General features: G+C 41.8%; 17 protein-coding genes. 5 read left to right on the forward strand and 12 right to left on the reverse strand.

What is annotated here, in order from left to right; genetic code table 11:
* The first annotated feature begins 52 nt into the window (after positions 1 to 52).
* Positions 53 to 616 (forward strand): DUF4199 domain-containing protein, encoded by a 564-nt coding sequence (locus tag HYN43_RS06700; RefSeq protein WP_119408709.1) that lies wholly within the window; start codon positions 53 to 55, stop codon positions 614 to 616.
* A 132-nt stretch (positions 617 to 748) separates the two neighbouring features.
* On the opposite strand, the gene rseP is transcribed toward HYN43_RS06700, so the two are convergent.
* The 8 genes from rseP to HYN43_RS06740 form a co-directional block, all read right to left on the reverse strand.
* On the reverse strand, positions 749 to 2,083 hold the full coding sequence (rseP, locus tag HYN43_RS06705; protein ID WP_119408710.1) for an RIP metalloprotease RseP: 1,335 nt from the start codon (positions 2,081 to 2,083) through the stop codon (positions 749 to 751).
* 16 nt (positions 2,084 to 2,099) lie between these two features.
* Complete coding sequence (locus HYN43_RS06710) at positions 2,100 to 3,284, reverse strand: 1-deoxy-D-xylulose-5-phosphate reductoisomerase (protein ID WP_119408711.1); 1,185 nt, start codon at positions 3,282 to 3,284, stop codon at positions 2,100 to 2,102.
* Positions 3,284 to 3,748, reverse strand: coding sequence for a hypothetical protein (locus tag HYN43_RS06715; protein WP_119408712.1), 465 nt, complete (start codon positions 3,746 to 3,748; stop codon positions 3,284 to 3,286). Before HYN43_RS06715 ends, HYN43_RS06710 begins: the two co-directional genes overlap by 1 nt.
* Positions 3,749 to 3,754: 6 nt before the next feature.
* Positions 3,755 to 5,125 carry an AAA family ATPase gene (locus HYN43_RS06720; protein ID WP_119408713.1) on the reverse strand — a complete coding sequence of 457 codons (1,371 nt, stop codon included), beginning with the start codon at positions 5,123 to 5,125 and terminating at the stop codon, positions 3,755 to 3,757.
* Between the two features lie 4 nt (positions 5,126 to 5,129).
* Complete coding sequence (locus tag HYN43_RS06725) at positions 5,130 to 6,635, reverse strand: GH3 auxin-responsive promoter family protein (RefSeq protein WP_119408714.1); 1,506 nt, start codon at positions 6,633 to 6,635, stop codon at positions 5,130 to 5,132.
* Positions 6,636 to 6,637: 2 nt separating this feature from the next.
* Entirely contained in the window at positions 6,638 to 7,414 is a 777-nt protein-coding gene (locus HYN43_RS06730; RefSeq protein WP_119408715.1) for a glycerophosphoryl diester phosphodiesterase membrane domain-containing protein, read from the reverse strand.
* Positions 7,415 to 7,419: 5 nt separating this feature from the next.
* Positions 7,420 to 8,388 (reverse strand): glycosyltransferase family 2 protein, encoded by a 969-nt coding sequence (locus HYN43_RS06735; protein WP_119408716.1) that lies wholly within the window; start codon positions 8,386 to 8,388, stop codon positions 7,420 to 7,422.
* 122 nt (positions 8,389 to 8,510) lie between these two features.
* Positions 8,511 to 9,461, reverse strand: a complete 951-nt coding sequence (locus HYN43_RS06740; RefSeq protein ID WP_119408717.1) for a glycosyltransferase family 2 protein — start codon at positions 9,459 to 9,461, stop codon at positions 8,511 to 8,513.
* A gap of 238 nt (positions 9,462 to 9,699) precedes the next feature.
* Between HYN43_RS06740 and HYN43_RS30705 the strand changes: the two genes are divergently transcribed.
* Together HYN43_RS30705 and HYN43_RS06750 are read left to right on the forward strand one after the other, a co-directional pair.
* Positions 9,700 to 12,303: a M1 family metallopeptidase gene (locus HYN43_RS30705; protein WP_162996344.1), complete on the forward strand. Its 2,604-nt coding sequence runs from the start codon at positions 9,700 to 9,702 to the stop codon at positions 12,301 to 12,303.
* 121 nt (positions 12,304 to 12,424) lie between these two features.
* Positions 12,425 to 13,387: an energy transducer TonB gene (locus HYN43_RS06750; RefSeq protein WP_162996345.1), complete on the forward strand. Its 963-nt coding sequence runs from the start codon at positions 12,425 to 12,427 to the stop codon at positions 13,385 to 13,387.
* Between the two features lie 3 nt (positions 13,388 to 13,390).
* Here HYN43_RS06750 and HYN43_RS06755 read toward each other — a convergent pair whose 3' ends face one another.
* Positions 13,391 to 14,911: a malate:quinone oxidoreductase gene (locus tag HYN43_RS06755; RefSeq protein ID WP_281024330.1), complete on the reverse strand. Its 1,521-nt coding sequence runs from the start codon at positions 14,909 to 14,911 to the stop codon at positions 13,391 to 13,393.
* Between the two features lie 286 nt (positions 14,912 to 15,197).
* On the opposite strand from HYN43_RS06755, the gene HYN43_RS06760 reads away from it, so the two are divergent.
* Positions 15,198 to 15,731 carry a hypothetical protein gene (locus HYN43_RS06760; protein ID WP_119408720.1) on the forward strand — a complete coding sequence of 178 codons (534 nt, stop codon included), beginning with the start codon at positions 15,198 to 15,200 and terminating at the stop codon, positions 15,729 to 15,731.
* Between the two features lie 154 nt (positions 15,732 to 15,885).
* Here the strand turns inward: HYN43_RS06760 and HYN43_RS06765 are convergent, their stop codons facing one another.
* From HYN43_RS06765 to HYN43_RS06775, 3 genes are all read right to left on the reverse strand, one after another.
* The gene (locus HYN43_RS06765) at positions 15,886 to 17,280 is read right to left on the reverse strand and encodes an arginine decarboxylase (RefSeq protein WP_119408721.1); all 1,395 of its coding nucleotides are present in this window, start codon (positions 17,278 to 17,280) and stop codon (positions 15,886 to 15,888) included.
* Positions 17,281 to 17,495: 215 nt separating this feature from the next.
* Positions 17,496 to 18,410: a citrulline utilization hydrolase CtlX gene (ctlX, locus tag HYN43_RS06770; protein WP_205589888.1), complete on the reverse strand. Its 915-nt coding sequence runs from the start codon at positions 18,408 to 18,410 to the stop codon at positions 17,496 to 17,498.
* Between the two features lie 127 nt (positions 18,411 to 18,537).
* Positions 18,538 to 19,983, reverse strand: a complete 1,446-nt coding sequence (locus HYN43_RS06775; RefSeq protein WP_119408722.1) for an arginine deiminase family protein — start codon at positions 19,981 to 19,983, stop codon at positions 18,538 to 18,540.
* A 230-nt stretch (positions 19,984 to 20,213) separates the two neighbouring features.
* On the opposite strand from HYN43_RS06775, the gene HYN43_RS06780 reads away from it, so the two are divergent.
* Positions 20,214 to 21,047, forward strand: coding sequence for a helix-turn-helix domain-containing protein (locus tag HYN43_RS06780; RefSeq protein WP_119408723.1), 834 nt, complete (start codon positions 20,214 to 20,216; stop codon positions 21,045 to 21,047).
* Positions 21,048 to 21,138 lie beyond the last annotated feature (91 nt).

Below are 21,138 nucleotides of genomic sequence, written 5' to 3' on the forward strand. Positions count from 1 at the left end.
AGGTTTTAAAGAATTTGGTTAATTTTAACTGAAACTTAATAACCTAATTACCATGGAAGTAAAAAAAGCGAGTCCCTCGCAGCCGGCTCTTAAATGGGCTTTGATTAACCTGATAGCTTCAATAGTGATCACCTATGCTTTTCAGTTTTTAAATGTTGATCAAAACTCATCAGCAAAATACCTGAGTTTTCTGCCGTTTATTATTTTCCTGCTTTTAACCCAAAAGGAATTTAAGGGACAACTTGGTGGATATCTTACCTACGGTGAGGGCTTTTTATCAGGCTTTTTGTATTCCATTTTTACAGGAGTTTTCATCGCAATATTCACCTATGTGTATTATGCCATTTTAAGCCCCGAAATGGTTAGTAAAATAATGGAGTCGTCGCGTGCGCAGATGGAAGCCAAGGGAAACATGACCCAGGAACAGATTGATACCGGCATGGGCATTGCAACTAAGTACTTTGCTGTTTTTGCCACGGTAGGCGTTGTTTTTTCGTACGCTATTTTTGGCGCTATTGTTAGCCTTATTTCGGCAGCGGTGTTCAAAAACGAGCGCTCACCATTTGACGTTCCGGATAACTACGATGCGCCTACGCCTTCAGATCCGACGGTATAAACTCAATAAAAAGATTAGTAAAACACTAAAAACACAACAGGCCTTCCAAATGGAAAGGCCTGTTGTGTTTTATATGGAATTTCAGTTAGGTGGAGGCAAAAAAACTAATCTCCAACCTCTAATCACCAGTCTCTACTTCTTAGTTACTATCCGCACAATATCATTGCCGAATACAAATACCATGAGGCAAACCAGTATTACGAAGCCCACAATCTGTGCACGCTCAAGGAATTTATCGCTTAGCGGTTTACCCTTAATCATCTCGATGATCAGGAATACTGCATGTCCGCCATCAAGCGCCGGGATAGGCAACAGGTTCATGAGTGCTAACACCATCGAGAGGAAGCCTACCAACGTCCAGAAGTGTACCCAATCAATTGTGCCGCCAAACAGGTTGGCAATTGCTATAGGGCCGCTTACAGCTTTGCGCGGGTTAACATCGCCCTGGGCAATTTTTCCAATGCCCTTGGCATTATCTCTGAAAGTGCTCCATGCTTTTGCTGTTGCGATAGGGAAGGATTCGAAGAAGCCGTATTTTACTGTCCTGATATCGGCAAAATCATTTCTTGAACGGTAAAAGCCTAATTTACCATCGGCAGTAACCGAGGCTTTTAGCGTTACGGGTACATGGTTGCGTTTTACGCCAAGTTCAATCTGTTTGCCTTTGTTGGCTGCCAGCTGGGCCTGCAACTCATCCCAAAAAATAATCGGGTGATTGTTGGCCATAACAATGCTGTCGCCTTTTTTGAGGCCAGCTTTTACCGCGTTACTGCCAGGTTCGAGCGAATCAACTGCAAATTTGGTACGCGGCAAACGACTGATGAAACCTTCAATATCATGATCGTCGAGATCATTCAATATCGTTTTCGGGATGCTGATCTGTAAGGTTTGCGCTCCGCGCTGGATAGTGAATACCGTATTATCAAGCAAAACATTGGGGCTGGTTAAATCGTCAAAACGCACAAATGGCTTGCCGTTTATTGCGGTAACCTTATCGCCAACCTGTAAGCCTATTTTTTTACCTACGGCACCGGGTACTATGCCGTATTTGGCGCTGGAGTTAGGAATGTAGCTGTCACCAAAACGGATGGTTAATACCCAGAATATCAGGATGCCCAGTATAATGTTTACCGTAACACCGCCAAGCATTACAATTAAACGCTGCCAGGCCGGTTTTGAACGAAACTCCCATGGCTGCGGCGGGCCGGCCATTTGTTCGGTATCCATCGATTCATCTATCATACCGGCAATTTTTACATAACCGCCCAAGGGCAGCCAGCCAATGCCGTACTCAACACCTTTATATGTAAATTTAAACAGGCTTATATTCCAGGCATCAAAAAACAGGTAGAACTTCTCTACCTTAATGCCAAAGGCCCGCGCTGCCAGGAAGTGCCCCAGCTCGTGCAGAATTACTAAAATTGAAAGGCCCAGTATCAGCTGGCCCACCATAATCACTATACTCATTATCTGTTGTTATCTTTTAAAATTGTAATGCTTTTGAAGGTAATTGTTCTATATAATTTTGGGCAAAGATGCGTGTTTCTTTATCAGTATTCAAATAATCGGCAAGAGTAGGGCTGGCAATAAAATTTATTTGCTGCATACACTCTTCAATAACGCTGCTCATAGTTAAAAAGCCGATCTTACGGTTTAAAAAGCCCGCCACTGCTACTTCGTTTGCTGCATTAATGATGCAAGGCATGTTGCCGCCCTGCCTGAGGGCGGCATAAGCTAAACTAAGATTACGGAAAGTATCGGTATCCGGTTTTTCGAATGTTAGATTAGGATAATCCATAAAACTAAACCGTTTAAAATTGGTTTGGATTCTTTCGGGATAAGTGAGTGCATATTGAATAGGCAGCTTCATATCGGGCAAACCTAACTGTGCCTTGATCGATCCATCCCTGAATTGTACCAGCGAGTGAATGATGGATTGCGGATGCACGATCACTTCAATCTGATCCACTTCAACATCAAAAAGCCATTTGGCTTCAATAACTTCCAGCCCTTTATTCATCAAGGAGGCCGAATCGATGGTGATTTTAGCGCCCATTACCCAGTTAGGATGTTTTAATGCATCCTCGCGGGTTACATTCGCCAAAAAATCAAGGCTGCGGCCGCGGAAGGGGCCTCCAGAGGCTGTGATGATCAGCTTTTCGATCGCTTTATACTCTTCACCCACAAGGCATTGAAAGATAGCCGAATGTTCAGAATCAACCGGTAAAATGCTGATGCCGTGTTGTTTGGCAAGCGCGGTGATGATATCGCCGGCAACCACCAGAGTTTCTTTGTTGGCAAGAGCGATGTTTTTACCTGCTTTAATAGCCGATATCGTCGGCTCCAACCCGGCAAAACCCACCATGGCAGTAAGCACCACCGCTATATCGGGATGTGTAACGGTATCAATAATAGCCTGGTGACCGGCGAGCACCTGTATGGGTAAATGGGCTAAAGCTTCCTTTACCTGCTGGTATTTGCTTTGATCACATATAATGGCATACTCGGGCACAAACTCGATAGCCTGGGTAATCAGTAAATCGGCGTTTGAATGCGCGGTGAGCATAAATGCCCGAAATAAATTACTGTTCCACCTGATTACATCAATCGTTTGCGTGCCAATGCTGCCTGTTGAGCCAAGGATGGCTATGTTTTTTATTTGCGGCATTATTTATAATTTAAGGCATCTGGATTTGACGCTGCGTGAACATCATAACCTGGAAAATTAATAATATCGTTTAAAAAGGCTTTATCCTCTATCAATGCCATCTTTCTATCTGACAACAAGATTATCGGGATATGAAAGCGGTCTTTCTGATTGCAGCTTAATTTTCTAAGTATTTTATTACTGAAATGTTGTTCGTGAAACTCCTTTATTTGATTATTTGAAAACTTTTGCAAACGGCCTTCTCTTGTTAACTTATCAATTATAAACAACATATTGTTGTTTTTGTTACTTCCTCCTAATGATGCAGTATATTCTCCAAGAATTTTAGGTGAAATAACCAAGTACGCATCGTCATCCGTTCCACTAAATGTATTTAACCATTGTATTAATTCCTTGTAAGCATCAGATGGAGGGTTTGTAAAACGAATAGCTGCATTATTATCAATAAAGATGTCCTTCTTCATGGGAATTTATTCTTCATTGTTAATTGCGTTAAGTGCTATGTCCATAGTATCCATGAGATATGTTTTGAAAAATTCTTCTGGAGCATTTTCAATAGCGCCATTTTTTTGAAATTTTATTTCATGGATTTCTGTATCATTTGTCTTATTAATAAGATAATATACTTTTACTTTATCCGTCGAGATTTTGTTATTTACTATATTAAGTCGAAGCCTATTTAAAAAATATTCACTATGAGTTTCTATGAAATAGCTTTTTTTTCTACTATTTATTTGTTCGATTATGTAGTCGCAAAAATCTGCTTGAACAGAGGGGTGTAAATGAGTTTCTGGTTGAGCAATAAATAAGGAACTTCCCTCACCCTTATCTATGTCTGAAATGATAATAGGCAAAAACTGGCTTACTCCAAAACCAACATCACTCATAGATGAAAATGGACTATGCTTTTGAGGTTTTATCTGAATTTCATATCTCCCACCGGTCAATCTATTAGCTTTAATGTCTTCAGCGATACCTAAACTTTTAGTGATTTCTTTTAATTCATCAAGTTTTTTATCGTTTATACTATCCCACAATATGATAATATCACTAAAATTCTCTCCAGCAGGTCCAACTTTAATTTCAGATTTCGAGTTTTCGTAATAAGTACGCTCTGGGCCGTTTCTGAGAGATCCAATAAAAGATGTTTTTTTAGTGATATTGTCTAAACCAAAGTGGGAGAGAGCTATTAACTGAAAAACTTGGTACGGTATTTTAGTTAATAGAGAAAATGTAAGCGCTTCATTTTCCAGATTTTCGAAAAAACCTTCGTACTGCCAGCTTTTTTCTATCTTTTCATTAAATGTATCTAAATTGAAATCTTTCCTTTTGCCGTAAGTTGTAAGATATAAATTTCGTGTTTTTTCGAAATTACTACCTTTTGATTCAGCAGATTTTTCTGCTTTTAATAGATTGTCTAATTGAGGATCGTAAGCTATCTTTACCTGAAAGCCTTTATTCCCTTGTGGAGTCGCTGTCAGTTTTAAGCAGTCACTTAAAATTGAAATACTATCCATTTTAGGTAGTCTCCGAAGTTTGTCAAAACTCCAAACAGTTGTAGTTTTAAATGACATGCCAATGAGCTCCAATGTATAGGCCAAAGTTAAGTCTTTGGAAGTGTCTCTATTATTTATAATATCTGCATAGTCGCCAAGATTTACATAGTCTCCGTTTATTGATAACTCAAACCTAAAGATATCCGACTGTAAGATTGAAAGAATTGAATTCGTTAACGCGCTTTTACCACTGCTGTTAGCGCCTGTTAATATTGTTAAATCGCCTATGTCAATTTGGGCTTCTTTAAACCCTTTGAAGTTTTTAAGTTCTATGCTTTCAAACATATAATTATTTTAGGGTTAAATATTCTTTCAATCCCTCAGCTATCTTCCTGTCGTTAGATAACCTTGGTACTTTATTTTGCCCGCCAAGCTTACCTTCCGAACGCATGTAATTGATAAATGCATCTTTTTGCAGGCTTTGGATAACCAAAGGTTGTAAAATGTTACCTTCTATGAGGTCAAAATAGTAAATATTTTTTTTCTGCAGGGCCTCGTCTACTTTAAGTGCAAATGAACGGAGATCAGCAGGGGCCGAGCCGAATTCTATAAACCACTCATGGTAAGGTAATTGCCCAGCCTCCGGGTTAACCTGCGGTGCTACGGTAAATTCAACCACATCCACGCCTTCCTGTTTGGCAACGCTCATCAGCGCATGCTCCACCTCTTCGCCGATAACATGTTCGCCAAAGGCTGAGATATAATGCTTTATACGGCCTGTAACTACTATGCGATACGGATCTTTCGAAACAAATTTAATGGTATCGCCCAAACTATATCCCCATAAACCGGCGCTGGTATTCAGGATGATGGCGTAATTTTTATCCAGCTCAACATCCTTGATATTGATACGGGTTGGGTTTTCGTTAAAAAACTCGTCTGATGGGATAAATTCATAAAAGATGCCCGAATCAACCAATAACAAAAGCCCTTTTTCTTTCTGCGAATCCTGGAAAGCTATAAAACCTTCGGATGCGGGATAAGTTTCTATCGAATCGATTTTAAACCCGATACTTTCTTCCATACGTGTTCTGTACGGCTCATAGTTTACACCGCCGTATACATACAGTTTAAAGTTAGGAAAGATCTCGTTAATCTTTTTGCCACCGGCTTTGGCCGATAACCTGTCGAAATACATCTGGCACCAGGGCGGGATGCCGCTAATGAGTCGCATATCTTCATTAAAAGTTTCCTCAACTATGGCATCAACTTTCTGCTCCCAATCTTCAATGCAATTGGTTTCGTAGCTGGGCAACCTGTTTTTTTGCAGATAGCCGGGTACGTGATGGGCTACAATGCCTGACAATCTGCCAGTTGAAATTCCGTGTTTTTCGGCCAGGATAGGGCTGCCTTGTAAAAATATCATTTTGCCGTCTACAAAATCGGCCTTGCCTGTTTCATGAATATAGCTTAGCAGGGCATTACGGGCGGCCTTGATATGCTCGGGCATGCTTTCTTTTGAGATGGGGATATATTTTACTCCTGATGTAGTGCCCGATGTTTTAGCCAGGTAAGCAGGTTTACCGGGCCATAATACGTTTTCTTCACCGTTAACTACGCGATCGATATATGGGCGCAGATCTTCATAATCATGAACGGGTACCAGGCGCTTAAAATCATCGTAGTTATTGATTGCGGCAAACTGATGATCTTTACCGAAAGCGGTATTTTTTGCAGCATCAATTATATCGCTGAAGTTTTTTTGCTGCAGGGTTACGGCGTTTTTGCGCAGGTAGTTCAATTGCCTGTTAACACGGGCGGCGAAGAGTTTGCTTAATGCTGATTTCAGGCCCATTATCAATCGGTTTCTGATAGGTCGTCGTCTACATCAAGATGACTGTAAACCAGTTTGCGGTAGGTAACCATAATGATTACCTGTATAAACGGAAATGTTAAAATAAACCAGCAGTAAAATGCCAGCCTGAAAACAAAGCTGTCGTTATCTTCATCAAACCCAAGGAAGCCGATAAAGGCAATAACAGGGATTAATACAATAACCAGTATTAAAATGATAATGGCAAAAATGCCGAGGGTTTTAAAAAAATTGTCTTTCGTAATTTCGAAACTCTGACGTAATGATTCGATAGGCGAGGAGTCATCGTCTACTATAAAACAAATGCAAAAAATACTGCGGAGGCTTACGTAAAGAATAAGCAGTAACTCAACTATTTCAAAAAGGCGATCGAAACCGATACTGCGTTTTCCAAGCACGTATAAAAAAACAAGCAGGGCAACAAAAAAACCTGTTAAAATGCCGATAACAACAAAGTTGAAGGTCATTTTAAATGTTGGCAGGATATCTTTAAACTCAAACTCATAATACTGGCGGTCCATAAGTGTTAATATGAGTTTATAAAAGCTAAGGCCGATAAAGCATTGCACTATCAGTTGAATAACGATGAATACCATTTGCGTCACCGCGCTATCATCAAGCACGATGAATGTTTTTAAAAACTCAACAAACTCGTTAATAAACAAGGATATAATTGAGTAAACCACCAATGGGACAAAATTTTTCTTTAAAATATTCCATGCGGTTTTAATGGTTTCCGCTACAGAAAAAGGGTGGTACATATTGCTTATGATCTACTTAAAACTTTCCGCTTCCAAAAATCCTGTATAAATCCTAACCCGTAGGCAATAAGTTGAGTGAAGGCAGCTATAATGCTCAAAAATGCGATTTTTAAAGATTTATTTTTCCCCAGCGAGTGAAAAAATATCAACAAAGTGAAAATGGCTAAAATAATATTACCCAATTGTGCTATTGGCCATCTAAATATGTTACATATAATAGTGATGATAACACCAATGGTAAATGCAGCCGGGAAGAAATGCACCAGCTTCAGCTCGGCCGGGAAAAATTTAGAGATGTTGATCCTTGCCCTGCCAAAAAAGTGCAGCTGTTTATAAAACTGGTAAAAATTGGTGCGGCGCTTATGGTAAACAATAGCATCGGGTATCAAACCTATTTTAAAGCCGGATGAATGGATGCGGATACTGTACTCAATATCTTCGCCCAAACGGGTTATGATAAAGCCGCCAACCTTTTCCCAAACCTGCCGCGAAACACCCATGTTAAAACTACGCGGATGAAACCGGCCGATGCCCTTTTTATTACCGCGGATGCCGCCGGTAGTAAAAGGCGATGTCATGGAGTAGCTGATGGCTTTTTGCGTGGGTGTAAACGAATCATGCGCGCCATCAGGCCCGCCGTAAGCATCCAGGTAATTGGCAGCCAATGAATCATTAACAATTTGCAGGTAAGCAGGGGGGATGAGGCAATCAGAATCGAAAATAATAAAGTAATCGCCTTTAGCACGCTCAAAACCAAAGTTGCGGGTAAAACCCTGGCCCTCGTTTGGCTTTTTAAAGTACCGAAGGTTTAGCTGATCCTTAAAAGTATTAACTATAGCTTCGGCATCATTTACAGAACCATCCTCAATCACCAAAACCTCAAAATCCCGGTAAGTTTGCAGGCAGAGGCTTTCCAGCAGTTCTTTAATCTCCTGCGGGCGGTTATATAAGGGAATGATGATGGAAAAAAACATGTATGTAGATGTGCAGATTTCAAATGTGCAAATTTGCAGATGATTTTACAGATGTGCGATGGATTTGTTTTTATTTTATCCAATCATCTGCACATCTAAAATCTGCATATCTGCACATTTAATTAAATTGTTTCCTCAATTTGATAATGGTTGCGTTCGCTGGCGCTGCGCGATACAAGCTCGGCAACAAAACCGGTTAAAAATAGCTGCGAACCCAAAATAATGGCTACCAGGGCTATATAAAATAGCGGACTGGTGGTTACATCCCTGTATTTAAGGCCATGGGCTATATTATAAAGCTTTTCCCAAATTATCCATATCGCCATTACCAAGCCGGTAAAAAAGCTTAGCGTACCCATGCTCCCAAAAAAGTGCATAGGGCGTTTGCCAAATTTGCCTACAAAGAATATCGAAAGCAGATCGAGAAAGCCATTTATAAAGCGGCTTAAACCGAATTTGGTTTTACCGTATTTACGTGGGCGGTGCTCAACAATCTGCTCGTCAATTTTGGTGAAGCCTGCCCATTTGGCAATAACCGGTATATAACGGTGCATCTCGCCATAAACCTCAATGTTTTTAACCACGGTGCCGCGGTAGGCTTTTAAGCCGCAATTAAAATCGTGCAGGTTATGAATACCGCTCATGCGGCGGGTAGCTGCATTGAACAGTTTAGTTGGGATGGTTTTGCTAAGCGGATCGTGCCTTTTGGCTTTCCAGCCCGATATCAGGTCGAGTTTTTCTTCGGTTATGCGGCGGTAAAGTTCAGGGATTTCGTCTGGGCTATCCTGCAGGTCGGCATCCATAGTTATTACCACTTCGCCTTTTGAAGCTATAAAGCCGGTATTCAGCGCGGCCGATTTGCCGTAGTTACGCCTGAATTTGATGCCTTTTATAAAAGGGTTGGCCGTTTGCAGCTGTTTAATCATGTCCCATGATCCGTCTTTGCTGCCATCGTCAACCAAAATAATCTCGTAAGTGAAGTGGTTTTCGTCCATTACCCGGCTAATCCACACGGTTAATTCGGGTAACGATTCTACTTCATCGTAAAGTGGTACTACAACTGATATGTCCATTTATAAGGATATGATAAGGGCCAATAGGTGCTCCAGATCAACCGCAAAAATATAAAAAATAGGGATGATAATGAACCTTGTTTTTTTGTTTGCAGGTTGTTGCATCAACTGTTAAAAAAAGTTAATTTGATATTTATTCAACGTTTATAAATTGATATTTGTATACGATGTATCGTATCAGTTACGTTTGGTGTTAAATATATTTTAATATCTTTCCCTCACAATTAATTAATTATAAATGAAGTTTTACAAAACCGCGCTCGCGGCATTGTTAGGTTTTTGCAGCATAAATGCGTTGGCTCAAAACGCAGATCAGCCTGTACCGAAATATGATCAGCACAAAGTTTTTAACCCCATGTTTTATCCCGAGCGTGGCGGCGAATACCGTTTAGCCAATGGCGCCCCCGGCCCAAAATACTGGCAAAACCGGGCCGATTATAAACTGGATGTTACACTTGATACCGCAAAACATAGGATAGAGGGTACTACATTAATTACTTATACCAATAATAGCCCGGATGCACTGGGCTTTTTATGGCTGCAGGTTGATCAGAACATTTATAAGGAAGATTCGCGGTCGGAAGCCACAAGCAACGTGTCGGGTGGGCGTTTTGCCAATAAATCGTACACCAAAGGGGCCGAAATAAAATCGGTTTATGTGATTAACAAAGGGAAACAGTTAAAGGCCGATTACCTGGTTACCGATACCCGCATGCAAATCAGGCTTAAAGATTCGCTGAAGGCAGGCGGCAATAAACTGCAGATAAAAATTGAATATGCTTTTGATGTGCCCGAATATGGTACCGACAGGATGGGCCGCATGCCAACAAAAAATGGCTGGATTTATGAAATTGCCCAATGGTACCCCCGCATGGAAGTTTATGATGATGTAAGCGGCTGGAATACCATCCCATACCTTGGCGCAAGCGAGTTTTATCTCGAGTACGGCAACTTTGATTATACCGTTACAGCGCCGGCCAGTTTAGTTGTAGCAGGTTCGGGCGAGTTGCTTAACCCTAATGAGGTGTTATCAACTACCAGCATAAACCGTTTGGCCGAAGCGCGTAAAAGCGATAAAACCGTTACCATCAAAGATTCGACAGATATTTTAAAGAACAACGATTACCCTAAAAAGCCTATGCTAACCTGGCATTTTCTATGCAAAAACGCCCGCGATGTGGCCTGGGCTGCATCAAAAGCTTTTATATGGGACGCGGCGCGAATTAATTTACCGAGCGGTAAAAAAGCCCTGGCTCAATCGGTTTACCCGATTGAAGCTAAAGGGAACGATTCGTACGGCCGATCTACCGAGTATGTAAAAGCAGCTATCGAGTTGTATAGCGAAAAATGGTTTGAATACACTTACCCGGTAGCAACCAATGTGGCCGGTACAGTGGGAGGGATGGAGTATCCCGGGATTGTATTTTGCGGATCGAATAACCAGAATGGCGGTTTATGGGAGGTTACCAACCACGAGTTTGGCCATAATTGGTTCCCGATGATCGTTGGTTCGAATGAACGTAAATATGCCTGGATGGATGAGGGTTTCAATACTTTTATCAATAACGTTGATACCAAAGTGTTTAATAAAGGCGAGTACTACGAAAAGCCAGACCAGCAAAAAGGAGCACCCGTGATGTTTGGTGCCAATGCCGAGGCGATCATGAACACGCCCGATGTGTTGCAGGAAGATTATTTGGGCTATGCTGCCTACGAGAAGCCGGCATTAGGCTTAACCATTTTGCGCGAACAGATACTGGGCGAAGACCGTTTTGATTACGCCTTTAAAACTTATATTAAACGCTGGGCCTTTAAACACCCCACGCCATGGGATTTTTTCCATACCATGGATAATGCGGCCGGCGAAGATTTAAGCTGGTTTTGGAACGAGTGGTTTTTCACTACCTGGAAACTTGACCAGGGTATAAAGGATATTACCTATCCGGATAACGATGCCTCTAAAGGAGCTTTTATCACCATCGAAAATCTTGAAGAGCTGGCATTGCCTGTTACAGTCACCATAAAAGAAGAAAATGGTAAACAAGGCACGGTAAAACTACCGGCCGAGATCTGGCAGCGGGGCGATACCTGGACATTCCCTTATAAATCGACTTCGAAAATTGCCTATGTTACTATTGACCCGGATCATCTGCTGCCTGATATCAATCCCGAAAATAACTCGTACAGCGGTTTGAGTATTCCACAGGGAACAACTGCAGGCACAGTGATCAAAGCATATCTTGAAGCCATTGGTGGTGCCGATAAGCTGAAGAATATACATGATCTGCAAACTTCGGCCTCGGGCACCATACAGGGCTCGGAAGTGCAGATCATTACCCGTTATAAAATGCCTGATAAGTTTTTCCAGGAGGCCTCTGTACCATCCTACAATAACCTTGTTGTAGCACATTTATCAGTAAACGGCGATAGTATTAAGGTTAAGCAAATAAACAAGGATGTACAACTTGACGAAAACGGCAAAAAACTATTAAGATTAAAAAGCCGGCCATTCCCTGAGCTTGATTATGAAAAGATAAGCCAGAACATGGTACTACAACCTGTGCTGCGTGTTGTAAACGGCGAACTTGCTTACGAGGTTGATGTAACTATTGGTGCCGATATGCATATCCGTAATTACTACAGCCAAAAAACGGGCCTCAAACTAAAACAAACTATCGACGGCGGAACTGATGCTTCTGTTGAATATGGAAACTACGAGGGGATAAACGGTGGTGTTAAAATTCCGTTCACTATAAAAACTACGCTGGTAGGGCAACCTATCGAATTTAAGGTGAAGGAGACGGCGGTAAATTCGAATCCGGCAAACGAATCGTTTAAATAGGCGATTTGGCGACCTAATTAAAAAGTGATAGCGGGTTTGGCGGCTGTCACTTTTTATAAGATATTCGCATTTTATATATTGAATGATGCCTAATCCTGCTTACAAAAAACAATTCTTTTTGATGATCGTGATACTGTGGCTTAGCAAAAGTGCTAATGCCCAGGTAGAAGTGGATACGATTATTTCTTATATGAAATATGACAGAACCTCAGCGGCTGCGTTTCAGGCTATCCCGGTTAAAGATACAGCCGGCGCCGATTTTATACGAATGATAACGGTGCCCGATTCAAATATAAATTCAAGTTTATACCAGGTTTACGATTATTATTTGAATGGTACCTTAAAGTTTAGAGGTGGTTCAACAACCAGTTCATTTCAAATTCAATTAGACGGCGCTTTTGTTGAGTTTTATCCCGATGGTCATAAAAAGCGAATGGCTGCTTATAAATATGGCAGGTTAAACGGGAGAATAGTTGAATATTATCCGGATGGTAAAGTCTATTTAACGGGGAGTTACGACATAGACGGTTTAAAGGTGGATAGTTGTAATGATTTAGCCGGAAAATCAACTGTTGAAAAAGGATTGGGTAAACAAACGTTGTATAATGATAATTTTAAGATTATTGGAGGCGGCGCATTATTAAACGGAAGAAGAGATGGTGTATGGAAATCGGTACTGAATGATTCTGTTGCCTATGAAATAACATATGCTAAGGGCAAACTTGTTTCCGGGATAGGATATGATACTAAAACCGGCGCAAAATATCCGTTTTCACAAATTCAAACATTGCCCGATTTTAAAGGCGGACTTGAAGCTTTTGCAAAATATATAGAAAAACAGCTTCACTATCCGAGTGCTGCCAAACAAAACAATATCCAGGGAAGAGTGATACTTGAATTTGTTGTAGATAAAAACGGCTCGGTAAGGGATATAAAAGTGGTAAGAGGCATTGGATACGGATGCGATGAAGCAGCCGTACAGGTACTTAGAGAATGCCCCCGATGGACTCCTGGTACCTACTATGGCTTACCTGTTAATATAAGGTACTCTGTACCGGTAAATTTTTCCTTTAACCGCCGTTAATAGTTAGTTTAATCCTAAAACCTTACTTGTCCTCTCGCGGGTGGCCTCGCTCAAAGCCTCGTTGTTAGCTAACGATTCACCATACGATGGTATCATCTGCTTCAGTTTTTGCTGCCAGGTATCGGTTTTAATGTGGTTTTTAAAGCAACGTTCAATTAACTGGATCATAATAGGTACCGATGTTGATGCGCCCGGAGATGCACCTAATAATGCCGAAATACTTCCATCGGCGCTGTTTACCACCTCGGTACCAAATTCAAGCACGCCGGTATGTTTTGGGTCTTTTTTAATTACCTGTACGCGTTGTCCGGCTATGTCCAGATCCCAGTCTTCGGCTTTGGCATTAGGCATGTAATCTTTTAAAGCATTCAGCCTGTCGGCAGGCGATTGCATTACCTGCTGAATGAGGTATTTGGTTAAAGGCCAGTTATCGCGTCCTACGGCCAGTAAGGGCAGTATATTGTTCAGTTTTATTGATGTAAAAAGGTCAAGCAGGGAGCCTTTTTTCAAAAAGCGGGTCGAGAAACCTGCATAAGGCCCAAAAAGGAGCGCGCGTTTGCCATCAATCATCCTGGTATCCAGGTGCGGCACCGACATTGGCGGCGAGCCTACCGAGGCTTTACCATACACCTTAGCTTCGTGTTGTTTAACAATTTCGGGCTTATTGCATACCAGCCATTGGCCGCTTACCGGAAAACCGCCAAAACCTTTACTTTCGGCAATGCCCGATTTTTGCAGCAAATGCAATGCACCGCCGCCTGCGCCAACAAATACAAATTTGGCGTTCAGGGTTCTTTTGGTTCCGGTCGATTTATCTTTTACCGTTACTTTCCAGCCGCCATCAGCATTGCGTTTTAAATTCTTAACATCATGATTAAGATTTACCGTTACGCCCGGTTTTTTGTTCATTTCGCCAATAAGCGCACTGGTAAGGCTGCCAAAGTTTACATCCGTGCCGAGATCCATAAAAGTAGCTGATACCTTTTCGGCGGGGTCGCGACCTTCCATCACCAACGGAATCCATTTTTTGATCTGTTCCTGGTTGTCCGAATATTCCATCCCTTTAAACAGGTGATGTTTTACCAGTGCTTCCTGCCGTTTCCTGAGATACTCAACATTTGCTTCGCCCCAAACAAAGCTCATGTGAGGAACCTTGCGGATAAAACTTTGCGGATCGCCCAAACTACCTTGCTCCACAAGGTATGCCCAAAACTCTTTGCTGGTTTCAAACTGTTCGGCAATTTTTATGGCTTTTTTTATTTCGATGCTTCCATCCGGTAATTGCGGCGTATAATTTAACTCGCAAAAGGCAGAGTGACCTGTGCCGGCATTATTCATCGGGGCCGAACTTTCGGCTGCAATAACATCCAGTCGTTCAAAAAGTTCAATCGTCAAATCGGGCTGAAGCTCTTTGAGCATTACACCAAGGGTGGCGCTCATAATACCTGCGCCGATTAAAACCACGTCGATTGTTGAATTTGAAGCTGTACTGTTGTTAGTCATCTTTGTAAAATGTCCGCACAGGCAAATGCCGGCGGTATTATTTGTTACAGGTATATAACCCTGATTTTGAAAAATTGTTATGTGGTTTAAAGCCTGCCCTTAGCTAAGAGACGAGGTGAAATTAAATCAGGCAATTTTAAGAAATTTTTATAGAATAACTGTCCTTTACCTGTCCTATAAATGCAATAAATAATGTGTTTAAATTGTTTAAAGCTATTTTTTAAGCAAAGCAAAAAATGTATCAAAAAGCACTGCCACACAAAATGCTTTAAATATTGTATATACCTAATAACCAAATTATAGATCTATGAAAGCGTTTAAGCCCTACATCGCCGCCTTTATTTTATTGTGTGCAGTAACGGCCTGTAAACAACCAAAACCACAACCCATATCAAACGATGTTTCAAAAACCGCGGTTGCTGTGGCTGGTAAAACAGATAGCGTGATCAATAATCCGGGAAAAAAATACGGCAATGCAACAGTGGCCGAACCCTGTGTAAAATGCCTTTTGCAAGTAATACAGGATAGCAAAAGTTATAAAGAGAACACGGTAAATATAGCCGCCGCAAACATAAATTATACCATTAACTGGGTTAAAGCCTCAGCTCCCGCCCTATCGGCCGATTCAAGCCGTAGTGCCAACGGGATTAGGATTGATGTAAAAAAGGATGAAGATGGTGAGGATACCCGGCTATGTTCATACCTGTACAATAATACCAGCGGCACCATGTACCTGCTTAACGGCGAAAATAAATACGAACATGAAATATCGGGGATAACACCAGCTATCCTGAAAAAAATTCGTAACGCCTGCTATTGGGGTGTAGCGTCGGCTAAGTAGCTTCCAGTTTCCAATTTGCAGTAGGCAGTTTGTAGTTGGCAGGAAAACAGTAGCAGTTGGCAATGGCACAGTAACAGAAAAAGCGATGAGATGATCATCGCTTTTTTAGTTTATTATCTACAGCGCAAACTGCAAACTAAAAACTGCCAACTGATTAAGTAGTATACCCCAGTATTTTCAATACCTGTTTACTATTCTGCTCTTCGCCAAACACCTCGAAGTTGAAAGTCTCGTCGCGGTTACGGCGGATGATTACGTGTTTAGGCGATGGCAGCAGGCAGTGGTGAATACCTCCGTAGCCGCTCAGTACTTCCTGGTAAGCGCCGGTGTTAAAGAAGCCCAGGTACTGTACTTTACGGGTTTTAGGCATAAACACGCTGTTCATGTGTGCTTCCTGGTTATAGTAGTCCTGCCCGTCGCAGGTAATACCGCCAAGGTTTACGCGCTCATATTCCGAATCCCAGTTGTTAACAGGTAGCAGGATGTATTTTTGATTCAGGGCCCAAACATCGGGCAGGTTGGTAATGAACGAGCCATCCAGCATCAGCCAGCGTTCGCGATCATTTTGTTGTTTACGGCCTAATACTTTGTACAGGATGCCCGATGCTTCGGCAACGGTGTATTTACCAAACTCGGTAATAATATCCGGTTCCATGGTATCGTTTTCGGCACAGATCTCTTTGATACGGCTCACAATTTCGTTAATCATGTACTCGTAATCAAAATCAAAAACCAGCGAGTCTTTAAAAGGCATACCGCCACCGATATCCAGCGTATCCAGATGTGGATTCACTTTTTTGAATTTACAGTAAAGCGTTACGTATTTTTCAAGCTCGTTCCAGTAATATGGAGTATCCGAAATACCCGAGTTAATGAAGAAATGCAGCAGCTTAACCTGGAAGTTAGGATTATCCTCAATTTTATTGTGGTAAAAATCAATCACATCCTCCATACGCACACCTAAACGTGAGGTATAAAATTGCGAATCGGGCTGCTCTTCTGCCGCTATCCGGATGCCGAGGTTGCATGGGGTGTCCATCTCAATCTCGTCATCATAAAGGTTAAACTCTTCCTTATTGTCCAGCACCGGGATAATGTTTTTAAAACCATCGTGCAGCATATCAATGATATATTGCTTGTACTGGAAAGTTTTAAAACCATTGCATATTACGGTGATGTCTTTGGTAACGGCACCTTTTTTTTCCAAAGCATCAATCATCGGCATATCAAATGCTGATGATGTTTCGAGGTGGATCTCATTTTTAAGCGCCTCTTCAACAATATGCCTGAAGTGCGAGCTCTTGGTGCAATAACAGTACTTATAAGTACCTCGGTAGTTGTTTTTGATGATGGCCTGCTGAAACAAAAGCTTGGCCTGCTGGATCTTTTTCGAAATTAAAGGCAAATAAGTGAAGCGTAGGGGGGTGCCGTACGTTTCAATCATCTCCATTAAATTCAGATCCTGAAAATATAGTTCATCTTCGATGATCTCAAAACCATCCTGGGGGAAACCAACACTTAAGTCAAGAAATTCCTGGTAACTCTGCATCCGTAAAAAATTTGGGGCAAAAATGTAATTTTTAAACGGAATTTCCGGCTATTTGTTAGTATTAAATTTATCGGTAAAATGTAATGTTTTTGATGGGTTTGATGTTGTAGGTTCCCGAACTCCGTTTAGTATTCCTGTTCTTGTGTTAAGTATTTGATTGTTAGATTTTTATGGAGGTGTATTTTCTTGTTAAGTTATTGTTAATTAATCAATAATCAGGCAGGTAAATGCACTTCGGCCATCATACACCTCGCGCTTCCGCCTCCGTTGGTTTCAATGGTATTGATATCTGCATAAACCAATTTGCCAAATTGCTCAAGTTTTAGGCGCTGTGCATCATTTAATGCATTAAAGGCATTGGCCGACATCACCACCAGTATTTCGCCGGCTTTGTTTTTCACTTCAAGCATATTGCCTGCAAAGTTGCTCATCTGTTCAAATGATATTTCGATGATCTCTTTACCGGATGATTTAAGGCTATCAATAACTGTTAATCTCTCGTGCGGATTGGGGACGCTATCCAGGCAAATCACTGCAAAGCCACTACCCACGCACATCAATACATTGGTATGGTAAATGGCCTGGCCTTTTTCATCGGCGGCATCAAAACTTACAGCGGTATAACCGGCCTGTTCACAAAAAAGTTGCAGCACTTCCTTATCAGTACGGGGCGAGAGGCAGGCGTAGGCTATTTTATTATCACGATCAAGCACCATGCTTCCGGTCCCTTCCAGAAATTTATGTTCGGCTTCAAAACGGCTCAGATCAATTACATGAGCTACTTTAAATTTGTCTTCCAAATCAGTAATAATATCCTCGCGGCGCTCCAAACGGCGGTTTTCGGCCTGCATTGGGTACAGAAATACGTTGCCATCTGCATGAAAGGAAACCCAATTGTTCGGAAATATCGAATCAGGCGTATAAGGCTCCGTTGTATCCTCAATAACGGTTACATCCACGCCATTGTGCCTTAAAATATTAACCATTCCGTTAAACTCTTTTAAAGCTTTTTCCTGCACCCCGTTTTTATCCGCATTGCGGTTTTGAAAAGCGTTGCTCCCGGCAGTCTCTTCGTTAAACCCGAAGTTTACCGGGCTTATCATTAGTATGTGTGATGTTGATTGGCTCATGTTTTTGGTCATTATGTCTGAACGGGGATTTGGGGGGATTTATTTGATTTATAAGATTTTGCTTGGACAATCTGAAAAATAAATCCAGTTAATCCCCAAAAATCCCCCCAAATCCCGGTTCAGATATTTAAAGTACCTTATCCCTAAGTAGCGGCATACTCATACAATGAAAACCACCCCGCGCGCGCGAAAGTTCGGCCGATGGCATCAGGATAAGGGTGTCTTTCATATTCTGCGGGTTAAGTTCGTTGTTTTCAAATTTTTGGAGCAGATCTGTTACCCTTATCACGTTAAAACCGGCCTCTTTAAACGCCTCGGCGGTTTTGTCGTTGCGGTCATAGCCTACAACAACACCCTCTTTAAGGGCCAGCAGGTTGCAGGAGTCGGTCCATTGTTCGCGTGCATCAAAGGGGAAAGTGTTATTGCCTGAGTAAATGAATTTTGTTTTGGTGCCGCTTTTCAGGTCGTTTTCGCTGATATCGGCCAGCAGGTCTTCAATGCATGCAAATACTCTTGGCTTTTCGTCCTTTTCAAACTGAACAATTTCGGCACGCTCTTTTGTTTTCTTGTCGATGAACCAGGATATCGGCTCACGCTCTTCAAGCGGAGCCTCGGCAACAGCCAGCGAGCGCAGCAGCACCCAGGTATCGCGTTTTACCTGTGTGAAAACGGTATCAATATGCATATAATCGCGCTTGTGCGGAATTTTTACGATGGTTACTTTTTTCACCACGTTATTATCAAATAGCAATCTAATTGCCTCGTTTGCTCCGCTTATCGATGTGCGTTCACTGCAACCTATCAGTAAATGATCAGGGCTTACCATCATCACGTCGCCGCCCTCTAAGGTAGTTCGGCCTTCCAGGTCTTCGCCGGGGCGTAAAAAATGTTGCGGGGTTTCGGGGATTTCAAGAATGTTATCCCGGTAAGCCGCAAACAAAGGATGATTGAAAAATATATAACGCATCAGCAACGTTTCGCGGAAACGGGCCTTTTTTGCAGGTTTATTAAGCAGGATATGATTATTAACGGTTATCCCAAGATCGCGCGAAAAAATAAGATTGGGGATAGGAGCGAAGATCATCTCGGTTGCACTCAATGATCCTGAGATGAAAATTTTAGCAAGCTCAACAGGAGGCGTGTCTATCAGTTGCTGCTGCAGGCGGTAGTTACAGCTTTCAATGGCGCAAACAGAGGCTACCAGCTTTTTGCGGATATCGGATTGTTGTAAAATATCGGCCAGCAGGGTTTGAATCTCTATTACTTTACCTGAAGCATGAAATCCCGGGCTATCGGGTTTAAAAAAAGCGCGGCGGGTTTCTGTTGCGTCAACCTTATTTTTTTTGCCTTTTATTTTATCAGGGTCAAGGAAGTAAAGCAACAGTTTTACGTAATGGTCGTACTCGTTTTTGCGCATGGTATCCAGGTGCACAATATCTTCAAAAAGCCAGTCCTGGGCTTTGGAGGGTACTACTTTACCCAGTCCGCTATCCGGACTGTGGATCAGCAGGGAACGTAGGGTGCCAAATTCGGAAGTTACATCTATCTTAAAATCGTTACCTTCAAGTATCATAAAACAATATCGTTTGATGCAAATCTATCAGAAATAAGGCAACAAAACACGGGCACGAAAAAAATGCCGTCGCTGATGCAGCTATGTTGCGTTATTTAACCAATGGTTATTGTAGCAAACCTGTGGTTATTATAATTGTCTGCGGCAATAACCTTACTCCTTTTATTTGTGTAATAAGGCTGTTTGTAGTTTTTTAATGCTATCTTGATGGTTGTAATTTATTGATAATTATGGCCTTACCTGCGCAAACCCAATTTTTTCCTCTTCACCCATTACTGGAGCCGTATGTTTCGGTATTGGTATTAACCGAATTGAAAGTGACCGAAACCGGCGGATACATTGATATCTTCCCGGTTGGTTACGGCGTGCTTTCGTTTATTATGGACGATACGCTGCCCTCGTTTTTGGATATAGATAAAAGCTTGCCAAAATTTAGCCTTACCGGGCAATTAACCCGTTATTACCGGCACTACTTTACGCCCGGCAATTACCGCTTTTTTTCGGCCATCCTTAAACCTTACGGAGCCTACCGCTTACTTGATACACGGCAGGATGCCATAGTTGATAATTTTATAGCGATACAAGATATTATTGCCGATGGAGTGGCCGAGTTTTGCGACCACATGCAGACACTATCTGATCAGCCAGAAGCCGGGATGCGCCTTTTGGAGCAATGGCTTTTGCATCGTTTGGAGGTGCCGGTAAAACAGGTTAAACTGAACGAAATTATTGCAGCATGCCGCATAATTGATGCGGCCGACGGTGTTAAACCTATTAAAGAAATTTGCACGGAAACAGGTATCTCCAAAAGTTCGCTCGAGCGGCATTTTCTCGAAAAAATAGGGCTTACACCCAAAATGTACAGCCGCATTATCCGGTTTAATAAAGTATATCAGACCCTTAAGTTTGGTACCTACAACAACTGGCAGGATGTGGTGTATAAATTTAATTTTTACGACCAGGCGCATTTCATCAACGATTTTAAAAGTTTCTTCAACTACACGCCCTCCGAAATACATAAAAGCAGGCTGAACAGCGAGGGTGTACTGGGCAGTGCGGGTTAAACGTAAACAGCCATAGTGTTTTTACGCTACGCGCGATAGTTGTTTTACGCAATTGGTTTAACTTCAATAATTTGGGGCTTTTTTCCAATGA

Source organism: Mucilaginibacter celer (genome assembly GCF_003576455.2).
In the GTDB taxonomy this organism is placed as follows: Bacteria; Bacteroidota; Bacteroidia; order Sphingobacteriales; family Sphingobacteriaceae; genus Mucilaginibacter; species Mucilaginibacter celer.